Annotated in this window: 7 protein-coding genes and 1 pseudogene; all 8 read left to right on the forward strand. The window is 57.4% G+C overall.

Going from position 1 to position 11,037, the window contains the following annotated elements; genetic code table 11:
* Positions 1 to 581: 581 nt before the first annotated feature.
* Positions 582 to 3,668 (forward strand): TonB-dependent receptor, encoded by a 3,087-nt coding sequence (locus Q0510_RS10595; protein ID WP_298710954.1) that lies wholly within the window; start codon positions 582 to 584, stop codon positions 3,666 to 3,668.
* An 11-nt stretch (positions 3,669 to 3,679) separates the two neighbouring features.
* The gene (locus Q0510_RS10600; RefSeq protein WP_298710957.1) at positions 3,680 to 5,155 is read left to right on the forward strand and encodes a RagB/SusD family nutrient uptake outer membrane protein; all 1,476 of its coding nucleotides are present in this window, start codon (positions 3,680 to 3,682) and stop codon (positions 5,153 to 5,155) included.
* Positions 5,156 to 5,166: 11 nt separating this feature from the next.
* A complete protein-coding gene (locus tag Q0510_RS10605) occupies positions 5,167 to 5,640 on the forward strand; it encodes a hypothetical protein (protein WP_298710961.1) in 474 nt (157 codons plus the stop codon).
* Positions 5,637 to 6,959 (forward strand): aspartate aminotransferase family protein, encoded by a 1,323-nt coding sequence (locus Q0510_RS10610; RefSeq protein WP_298710964.1) that lies wholly within the window; start codon positions 5,637 to 5,639, stop codon positions 6,957 to 6,959. The genes Q0510_RS10605 and Q0510_RS10610 overlap by 4 nt, the downstream gene beginning before the upstream one ends.
* Complete coding sequence (gene dgoD, locus Q0510_RS10615) at positions 6,956 to 8,134, forward strand: galactonate dehydratase (protein WP_298710967.1); 1,179 nt, start codon at positions 6,956 to 6,958, stop codon at positions 8,132 to 8,134. The genes Q0510_RS10610 and dgoD overlap by 4 nt, the downstream gene beginning before the upstream one ends.
* 24 nt (positions 8,135 to 8,158) lie before the next feature.
* Entirely contained in the window at positions 8,159 to 8,917 is a 759-nt protein-coding gene (locus tag Q0510_RS10620; protein WP_298710969.1) for an SDR family oxidoreductase, read from the forward strand.
* Positions 8,918 to 8,930: 13 nt separating this feature from the next.
* Complete coding sequence (locus Q0510_RS10625) at positions 8,931 to 10,319, forward strand: hypothetical protein (protein ID WP_298710972.1); 1,389 nt, start codon at positions 8,931 to 8,933, stop codon at positions 10,317 to 10,319.
* Positions 10,316 to 11,037 (forward strand): annotated as a pseudogene (locus Q0510_RS10630) (sodium transporter); the annotation flags it as partial. The gene Q0510_RS10625 and the pseudogene Q0510_RS10630, both read left to right, overlap by 4 nt.

An 11,037-nucleotide genomic window follows, 5' to 3' on the forward strand; every position in this document is an offset into this window, starting at 1 on the left:
ATGAACTCATCCAGGTTGAACTGTACGGCTTGCTTATCAGTCGCGGGCTCCTGCGGACCGGGGATGTCTCCTTCCTGCGCGCAGGAAAACAGCATCACAGCCAGCAGCGCGAATAATGAATCCTTCATTTGAAAAGTGGGATTGAAAGTGTGAATGTTGCGGGTTATAATACTAAGATTGTTTGTAACGTGATGTGCGTCACATAGGCATGGGATTTAGTGGAAAATGAACAGGCGAAAATACTGCTTTTCTTCAAATAATAAAATTTCTGCAAGTTTTGACCCGCTCTTCCTGCCCCGTCAATTTTCCCCTAAATTATTTTTTTGTTTACAAAAGAAACCTATATTTGTAGACATCGTTATGAATACGTGTACGTACCCGGAATTTAGCCAAGAGGGGTAGATGTCCGGGAGATTACCATTCAGCCAGCATTTTTAAACATACCGTCATGAGAAACTCCGCTGCGGGCGGACAGGGGTTGCTTTGCCCTTTTCCCAACACAGCGGTCCGGAACCAGCTTAACAACCGCGCCCCTGCGCGGAGGCTTATTTCTTAACCGTCATTTTATTAACCAAAGCATCATGAAAGGAAGACACCTTTACCTCTTTGGGTTACTCGTTGCACTCGCCGGCCTCTTTTCGACCCGGCCCGCAACCGCCCAGGATGCCCGCGAAATCAAAGGGACCGTGGTTGACAGCATCGGACAAACGCCGCTACCCGGCGTAACGATCTTCGTGAAAGGCACCAGCACCGGCGCCGCCCCCTCGCCCACCGGGGAGTTCACCATCCGCGCGGTAGACAATGCCATTCTCGTCGTTTCCTACATCGGGTACGACAAAATCGAAGTACCTGTAGGCGGGCGAACCAACATCCGCATCCAGCTCTCCCAGAGCAAAACCATGCTCAATGAAACCGTCGTGATCGGCTACGGCACCATGAAAAAGAGCTCCGTAACCGCCTCGGTAACCAAAGTCGAGAATACCATCCTCGACCAGGTGCCCGCAGGCCGCCCGGAAGCCGCCCTCGTTGGCCGCCTCGCAGGTGTTAACATCTCGCAAAACCGCAGCCAGCCCGGCCAGGCGCCCACCATCCGCATCCGTGGCGCCAGCTCTATCGACGCCGGCAATGAACCGCTCGTTGTGATCGACGGTGTGCCCGGCGGCAACCTCGGCATGATCAACATGAACGATGTGCAGTCCATCGAAGTGCTGAAAGACGCATCCTCCGCCGCCATCTACGGCTCCCGCGCTGCAGGAGGCGTTATTATCGTTACCATGAAGAAAGGCTCCGCAGGCAAAACGCGCTTCAATTTCAACGGCTTCGCCGGTGTGGCCAAAGCCCGCCTGCACGACGATTGGATCACCGGCCAGGAGTACTACGACTACGCCGTGAAATTCCAAAACCGCGAATGGTACTGGGATAATCCCAACAATGACCTGTCCATACCTGTTTGGGGCGACGCCCGCCGCCCCGGCACCCGCCAGGTGAACCCCGTTATCAACAACGGCGCCAACGTGATCTGGCAGGACGAAGTGATGCAGACCGCCCCCATGCAGAGCTACAACATCTCTGCCAGTGGCGGTACCGAAAAAATGACTTACTACGTTTCCGGTACGTATAAAGATGAAGCCGGAACGCTCAAAAATACCTGGTTCAAAAGCTACGGTGTACGTGCGAACGTTGACGTGAAAGCTTCCAAAGCCGTGACGATCGGGTTCATGCTGAACCCCTCGTACAGCAAGCGCCGCATGTCCGACCGTGTGGTGAGCGACTATGCGAAAATCCCCAGCTTCGTAGAGCGCCAGCGTGCAGATGGCACCTATCCCCGCCCGCGGGATTACTGGGGCGCCGTGGTGTCCGGGCAAACGAGCCCGATGGCCATCATCGACGGTACGTATAGCTACGGCTCCACATTCTCCAATGTGGGTGAAGGTTACCTGAAAGTAGACCTCGCGAAAGGCTTGTCGTTCCGCTCTTCCGTAGGTTCCACCATCTCGTACAACAACACCGACTTCTTCCAGAAAAGCAATGCGCTTTCTACCTTCGTGAACAACGGCTACGAGCTTACTTCGTCCAACATCAACATGGTGAACGAAAACGTGCTGAGCTATAATACCGAGTTCCGCGGCGGTCATGAATTGTCTGCCATCGCGGGTGCTTCGTACCAGAAGAGCCGCACGAAAGCTTCGAATATGTATGCGATCGCGAATTCGTACAACAACGAATACATCCATACGCTGAACAACGCCCAGATCGATCCGGCGCGTTCCAATACGCTGAACTCCGCCTGGGGACTGGTTTCGTACTTCAGCCGCGTACACTACGGCTTTAAAGAAAAATACCTCGTTTCCGCCTCAATCCGTACAGACGGCAGCTCCCGCTTCGGGCCAAACAACAAATGGGGTTACTTCCCCTCGGCATCCGTGGCCTGGCGCGTGAAGCAGGAAGATTTCATGAAAGACATCAGCGCCATCAGCGACCTGAAAATCCGCGCCAGCTATGGCGTTACCGGTAACTTCAATATCGGCGACTTCCAGTACCTCGGCCAGATCAAAGATGCGATCTATTCTCCCAACGGCACCGTGATCAAAGGCCTCGCGCAGGACAACTTCGAGAACAACAGCCTGGGCTGGGAAAAAACGAAAGGCTATGATTTCGGTATCGAGATCGGACTGTTGAAAAACCGCATCCAGATCGTAGCGGATTATTACGACAAACGTACCTACGACCTGCTCTATGCAGTTTCCGTACCTGGCACCACCGGCTTTGCGAGCGCCCTCACCAACGTAGGCGACGTGAGCAATAAGGGTTTCGAGATCGAACTGACTACCCGCAATATCATCCAGCCGAACTTCAGCTGGCAGACTTCCTTCAACGTGGCGATGAACAAGAACCGCGTGGAAGACCTGGGCGGCGTGCAGGAACGTATCTCTACCGATAACACCAGCGGCATGGCATGGATCCTGCGAGTAGGAGAGCCGATGTTCTCTTATTATGGTTACCGCTCCATCGGTGTGTATAAAGACCAGGCTTCCCTGGCCAATTCTCCGCAGCTGCCTGGTACGAAGCCCGGTATGCCGATTTATGAAGACAGGAATGGAGACGGTTCACTGACACCGGCCGACAAGCAGATCCTCGGCAACTTCCAGCCCAAGGCGATACTCGGTATGGTGAACAACTTCACGTATAAAAACTTCGACCTGAGCATTGCCATGCAGGCTTCGCTGGGTGCGAAAATGTTCACTTACGAGAACCAGTTCTACCAGGGTGCGCTCCTTGGAGCCATGCGCCGCTCGCTGGTAGAAGACCAATGGTGGTCTGCATCTGAGCCCGGCAATGGCAGAATGCCCGCCGCTTCGCTCACCACGCTTACCCGCCAGGGCAGTTCGGATATCTATGTGGAAGATGCCAGCTTCCTGGCTGTCCGCAACATCAACCTGGGATACACCCTGCCCGATGCGGCATTTAAACGCCTTGGCATCAATTCTTTCCGCGCATACCTCACCGCAGGCAATCCTTTCATGTTCACCAAGAAAGGTTTCCATGGATATAACCCGGAAGGTACCACCGCCGGTGAAATCAGCGGCGTGAACAGCAGGCCCGGATACAATGCAGGATCGGAACCCATCAACCGCGTGTACGCCGTTGGTTTCAACTTTAACTTCTAATCGACATCAGCATGAAAAGAATATTCTTCTCCCTGCAGGCGCTTGTCATTTTACTCGGCGCAGCCGGATGCCACGACAGCCTGCTGAACATGCAACCGGAATCCATACTGACCAACGACCAGTTCTTCCAGACTTCGTCCGACATGAACCGGGCGGTAATAGGCATATACAACGCACTGCAAACCCGCAGGATGACGGACTATATCGTCATGGAAGCGCCGTCCGACAATATTTACATGGCCGGCATCACGCCGGTGCTGGGTGCTCCTGATATCGACGGGCTTACCGTGAGCCCCGATAATCCCCAGCTGGATATCTTCTGGCTGGCCAACTACAAAGGTATCTTCCGCGCCAACCAGGTGCTGAAGTTTATCGACAGGCCGGTGGATTATGCCGGTACTGCGAAAGACCAGTATATCGGTGAAGCGAAGTTTCTCCGGGCGCAGTTTTACTTCGACCTGGTGCGCACCTTTGGTGGCGTGCCGGTGGTAACGACGGCCCTGAGCATCGAAGAAGCCCGCGGCCAGCGCAGGAATTCGGTGGATGAGGTATATGCCCTGATCATCGACGACCTGAAAGATGCTGTCGCCAAGCTGCCTGCTCCCGGCGCCATGCAAAAGGGACGTACCAGCAAAGGTGCGGCAACTGCATTGCTCGGGAAAGTGTATCTCTACCGGAAGGATTATCCCAACGCGAAAGATATGCTGGGCAAAGCCGTGACCGATTTTGGTTACGACCTTACGCCCGAGTTCTCCACGCTCTGGAACTCGGCTACGGAAGACAACAGCGAGATCGTGTTTGCCATGAAATACGTGGAAAGCCTCAACAGCCAGACGTATTCCAGCGCATTCATTCCCAACGGCGGGGTGTTTGGCCTGGTGGATCGCGGTACGGAGAAAATCCTGCCCTCCTGGAGCCTGAACAAACTATTCGTTGCGGGAGATAAGCGCAAAGCCAATACCATCAACGATACCCTGATCACGCCGACTACGCCGGGCACAAAAACTTTCTACCCTTATGGTGTGAAGTTCGCGGCCAAACATCTGCTGGACAATTCCGGACAGGATATCCCGATGATGCGATTTGCCGACGTGCTGCTGCTGCAGGCCGAGGCACTGTATAATTCCAACGATAAGGCCGGCGCCCTCATTGCGCTGAACCGCGTGCGCCAACGCGCATTCGGCGACGCCAGTCATAATTATACCGCTGCCGATATAGCTGCGCCCAACGACTTCCTCGATAAGCTCCTGCTGGAACGCCAGCTGGAACTGGCTTTCGAAGGAGAGCGCTGGTTCGACCTGGTGCGCACAGGTAAATTCCTGACCGTCATGACCAAAGAAGAGCGCCTGTATGTGCCTGCCAACAATGCCGCGCAGACGGTGACGCTCGCACCGCAGGATTACATGGCCGTTTTCCCCATTCCGCAGCCGCAGATCGATCAGTACGCGGCGGGTGTGCTGGAACAGAACGACGGTTATAACAAATAATAACAGACAGGATGATGAAACGCTCCAGCTCCGCACGGGACCAGAAGAATGCGACATGGAAATGTCGTGCGGAAGGGGGCATTGGCTCCTGCATCACCGCAGGAGATGGAAAGAGAACATATAGCATGGCTTTGCCAAAAGCCGTGGAAGCAACAACAACGACCGAAGGCCGGGAGGGTATCCTCCCGGCGGGTCGTTATCCTGTTACAGGAGCATCAACAATTACCAGCCACGTTTATAACATTATTCCGGCCGGGCGGCAGTGCCTGGCCCGGGGGGCCTCTGCCGCGATAAGGGGGGAGGCCAGGTTTCCGTTGGAAGGCAGCGCGGTGTCCGGCGCGCGCACCGGACATTTGCAGGACATTAACGCCCTGCGCAACGTGCTGGCCCCGCATAAAGGCCGGTGGAGCGCCTTTTTGGAAGATGCCGCCGGAACAATGATCCGCAAAAGTCTTTTTTTGAATATAACCGTTACAAGTTTATGAATGCATGGCCCAAATCATCCGCATTATTACAGGAGAATGAAAAATGGATTCCCGGCGGCGTTGTATCGCTGAACCGCAAATCCGAACCTAACATCTGCTTCGTCAAAGGAAAAGGCAGCCGTGTCTGGGACCTGGAAGGCAACGAGTACATCGATTACCAGGCGGGCTTTGCAGCCGCGTTCCTCGGCCACAACGACGCCGACGTGAACCGCGCCGTGGAATCCGTTCTCCATGCCGACTCGCTCCTTATGAGCGCAGGCCCCACCAACCTGGAAGGCATCTTCGCCGAGTTGTTCGTGAAGCATGTGCCCACGGCCGACAGCATCCAGATCACCACCACCGGCTCCGAAGCCACCTACCACGCGATCCGCATCGCCCGCGCCGTTACCGGCCGCGATCATGTGATCGTAATGCAAGGAGGCTACAACGGCTGGCACAACGATGTTGCCTGCAACGTGATCAGCCCCCTGGCAGACATCGGTCCCCGCGTGAGCCCGGGCGAATACCCGATCGACCCCTTGTCGGCCGGTATCCCCGCCAGCCACCAGGCCCTCGTGCATGTGGTCAACTACAACGACATCGATTCCATCAAATACGTGCTGAAGCGCTACCCTGTAGCCTGCGTGATCATGGAGCCCATCCTGCAGAACGTAGGCATCCTCAAACCGCAGGAAGGGTATCTCCAGGAACTGCGCAAGCTCGCCGACGCGGAGGGTTTCCTCCTCATTTTCGACGAAGTGAAAACCGGTTTCCGCCACGCACTCGGCGGGTACCAGTCCATTTGCGGCGTAACACCCGACCTCAGCTCCTTCGGCAAGGCCGTTGCCAACGGTTACCCCATGGGCGTGATCGCGGGTAAAAAGCAATACATGGATTACTTCATCCATCCCGAAAAGAAGCAGAGAGTACTCATCGCCGGCACTTACAATGCGCACCCGCTGACCACCGCCGCGGCCATCGCCACGGTGGAAAAGCTCGCCGATCCCAAAGCCGGCGTATACGGCCACGTGGAAAGGCTGGGCGCAACGCTCGAAAAAGGGCTGAACGAAATCTTCGCCAAAAAAGGCCGCCCCTTCCACGTAGCACGGCAGGGTTCGGCATATTGCGTATATTTCATGGACCATGTTCCCGTGGATTTTCATGATATTGCCATCCATCACGACTTCGCATTCGACAAGACGTACCGGGAAAAGCTCATCACCGAGGGGATCTTCAACTTCCCCACGCCCATCAAACAGGGCAGCATTTCCTACGCGCACACGGATGCGGACATCGCTGAAACATTGGAAAAAACTCAAAAAATCGTTGCGGCCATATGAAGATAACGGCAATTGAAACGCAGGTATGCCATGCGCGGATGCGCAACTGGATATTCGTGAAAGTGATCACCGACCAGCCCGGCCTGTACGGATGGGGTGAAGCCACCCTGGAATGGCATACCCGTTCCGTGGTGGGCGCCATTGAAGATATTTCGCAATTGCTGATCGGGGAAGACCCCCGCCGCATCGAATACCTCTGGCAGATGATGTACCGCCAGCACTTCTGGCATGGCAACGGCATCGTGCGCGGCACGGCCATTTCCGGCATAGACCTGGCCCTTTGGGACATCCTTGGCAAAATCCACAACGTACCCTGCCACGAGCTCTGGGGCGGCCGCGTTAGGGATTATATCCGCCTGTACTGCCACCTCGGCGGCGGTAAGATGGAAGATTTCTACGAAACCCGGGCCGACGATGCCAACCGTTTCGGCGAGCTGGCGCAGCAAGCCGTGGAAGAAGGCTTCACCGCCTTCAAATCCATGGCCGTTCCCGAAACCATGCCCCTCGAAGGCCTCCGCCCGATCCGGTATGCCGAAGCCTGTGTAAAAGCCATGCGCGACGCCGTAGGCGAGGATATCGACATCATGGTGGATTGCCATGCGCGCCCCAGCCCGCTGATGGGCATGCAGTTCGCCAAGGCGCTGGAGCCCTATGGCCTGTACTTCTTCGAAGAGCCCTGCTGGCCCGAAGCCATGGACGGCATCGCAGCCATCCAGGCAGCCGTGAGCACGCCCATCGCCAGCGGTGAGCGGCTGGTGGGCGTTGCCGCCTTCAAGGACATGCTGGAGAAACGCGCCGTTAGCGTGCTGCAGCCCGATATCACCCATTGCGGCGGCCTCAGCGAAGTACGCCGCATCGCCGCCCTGGCGGATGCTTACCGCGTAGCCCTGGCGCCCCACAACCCGCAGGGGCCTGTGAGCACGGCGGCTTCCATCGAACTCGGATTTGCAACGCCCTCTTACGCCATCTGCGAAAGCGTGCACAGCGATGTGCCCTGGCGCCAGGAAGTAGTGAGCGAAGGTTTCGTAGTGGAGAAAAAAGGACGCATCGTGAAGCCGAACAACCGGCCCGGCCTTGGCATCGAAATCAATGAAGACGTGGTGAAGAAACATCCCTTCCAGCAGGAAGTGCTGCAACGTTCCTTCTACGCCGACGGCGCCGTGGGCGACTGGTAAACCAAATTTCTTTAAATCATTCATATGTTCAACGGTACAACACTCGCAGTCAGCGGTGGTTTGGGAGATATAGGGAGCGCCGTGGCGAAGGCTTTCGCCGCGTTAGGCGCGAACATCGCCATAGGCGACGTATTGCCGGAGGACAGGGCCGCGCCTTTGCTCCTGGAGATCGAGAGCAGGGGCGTGGCTGCTCATTACACACAGGTAGACGTTACAGACGCCAGGGCGGTAGACAACTGGATAGCAACTGCCGATGCCCGCCTGGGGCCCGTGCGGATGGTGGTGGCCAATGCGGCAACCGTAACCATCGCCGGGTTGTTTGATGTAACGGCCGACCAGTGGTCGCGCGAGATAGACATCAACCTGAACGGCGCCTTTTACCTTACGCGCGCCGCAGCGCGCCGGCTGGTGGAGAAAAAACTCACCGGCAGCATCGTATTCGTAGGCAGCTGGGCGGCGGAAGCCGTGCATCCCGGTATCCCGGCTTATGCGGTGTCGAAGGCGGGCATGCGGATGCTGTGCAAAAGCATGGCGCTGGAACTGGCCCCCCATGGCATTATGGTCAACGAAATCGCGCCGGGCTATGTAGACGCCGGCGTGAGCCGCCAGGTGTGGGAGAAATCCCCCGAGCAGCGGGAAGCCGCGGCGCGTAAAACGCCCGTCGGCAAACTGATCACACCCGCCGAGATCGCGCGGGAGATCGTCAAACTCTGCGATCCGCAAAACCGCCACATCACCGGCTCCACGCTGCTGATGGACGGCGGCCTCAACTTATTACGCTAAAAGAATCGCTGGAATGCACCGATCCGCCATACCTCCATTCCGCCCTGCCGCATTCGCCGGCAGGATAGGGGTGGCGCAAAGAGATATCACACCGCCCGCCGGCATCTTCGCACGCAACTGGGGAGCGGCCCGGCACGACGTGGCATCCGGCATCCACCGGCCGCTCATGCTCGTGTGCGCCACTTTCGCTACAAACGCTTCCGCCGAACCGCTCGTGCTTATCGGCGCGGACCTCGGCTGGTGGAAGAGCGCGCAGGACGAAAGGAACCTTCGCGAAGGCATCCTCAAAGCCCTCGGCCTCGATGCATCGCGGCTTATGTTCTGCCTGTCGCACACCCACGCCGGCCCCGGCACTTTCAGTGAAGACGCCGTAAAGCCCGGCGGCGAACACATCCTTCCTTTCCTGCAGAAAGTCCAGGACATGGCCATCGATGCGGCAACAGAAGCCCTGGCTTCCGCCGTTCCCGCCACGCTCAGCTGGCAATACGGCCACTGCAGCCTGGCCGTGAACCGCGACCTGCCCGAACCGGGGGGGCAACGTTACCTGGTGGGCATGAACCCCGCCGAAAAGGCTGACGATACCCTGCTCACCGGGCGCATCACCACCGCGGAAGGCGCCGTGATGGGGACGATCGTCAATTATGCCTGCCATCCCACCACGCTGGCCTGGGACAACGAACTGATTTCGCCTGATTACATAGGCGCCATGCGGGAAACAGTGGAACACGCCACCGGGGCGCCCTGCCTCTTCCTGCAGGGTGCTTCCGGGGAGCTGTCGCCCGGCGAACAATACAGCGGCGATACCGCCCTGGCCGACCGCTATGGCCGCCAGCTTGGCCTTGCCGTGCTTTCCTCGCTCAACGGCATGTTGCCCGCGGGGAAAGAACTGGTGTTTGAAGGAGCGGTAGAATCCGGCGCCCCACTAGGGGTCTGGCGCGAAGGGGATTTTTCGCCTTCCACCGATCTCAAGGCCGAAATGAAAGTGATCTCCATGCCGCTGAAAGACCTGCCCACCCTCGCCGAAATCGAGGCGCAATGGGCGGCCTGCGACGACCATGTGCGCAAGGAACGCCTCTGGCGGCAACGGGGCATCCGCAAATCCCTGGGCGACGGCACCCATGCCGATATGCCTTTATGGGTCTGGAAACTGGGCGGCGCTTTCCTGGCCGGCCAGCCCAACGAAGCCTATTCCAACTTTCAGACAGATCTGCGCCAGGCATTGGCGCCCGCAGCCGTAGCGGTGATCAACATCGTAAACGGGTACGCGGGATACCTGCCGCCTGCCGGTCATTACCAGCGCGACAGCTACGCCGTATGGCAAACGCCCTTCGCCGCAGGCGGCCTTGAGCTGCTGACGCGCACGGCGCTGGATATTTCCCATCAACTGAACCGACCTGCATGAATCTCCAATTGACAGCGCTCGACGCCGCTATTTTCGGCGTGTATATCCTCGGCGTCATTGCCCTGGGTGTGTACGCCTCCCGTCAAAACAAAAAGACGCGCCGGGATTACTTCCTGGCAGGCGATAAAATGTCGTGGTGGATGATCGGGGGCAGCATCATCGCCGCCAACATCAGCAGCCATCACCTGGTAGGCGCCATGGGCGCGGCGTATAACCGCGGCTTCGTGGCCATCGCCATGGAATGGGGCGCCATCCTGCTCGGGTTCAACGCCCTGCTGTGGATTTTCCTTCCCTTTTACATCCGGAATGGATTTTATACCGTACCCGAATTCCTCGAAAGGCGCTTCAGCGGCGCGGCGCGCACTACTTACGCGGGCCTCATCCTGCTGACGTATATTTTCGTTGAGATCAGCGCCGTGTTGTACCTCGGGGCCGTATCGCTGAATACGCTGTTCGGTTTCGATATCATGGTCTGCGTATTGATCCTGTCGGTGTTGACGGGTATTTACACCATCCTCGGCGGCCTTCGCGCCGTAATATGGACCGAAATGCTGCAACTGGGCGTGCTGGTGCTGGGAGGCATCATCCTTACTTTCGCCACCGTTTCCAAAGCCGGCGGTATTTCCGCGGTGCTGGAAACTTCGAAAGACTGGGACCTTATTCTTCCCGCCAGCGATCCCGACTTCCCCTGGACCATGTACCTGGGCGGGCTCGTCTG

Origin of the sequence: uncultured Chitinophaga sp., assembly GCF_937874145.1 — a bacterium.
GTDB lineage: Bacteria > Bacteroidota > Bacteroidia > Chitinophagales > Chitinophagaceae > Chitinophaga.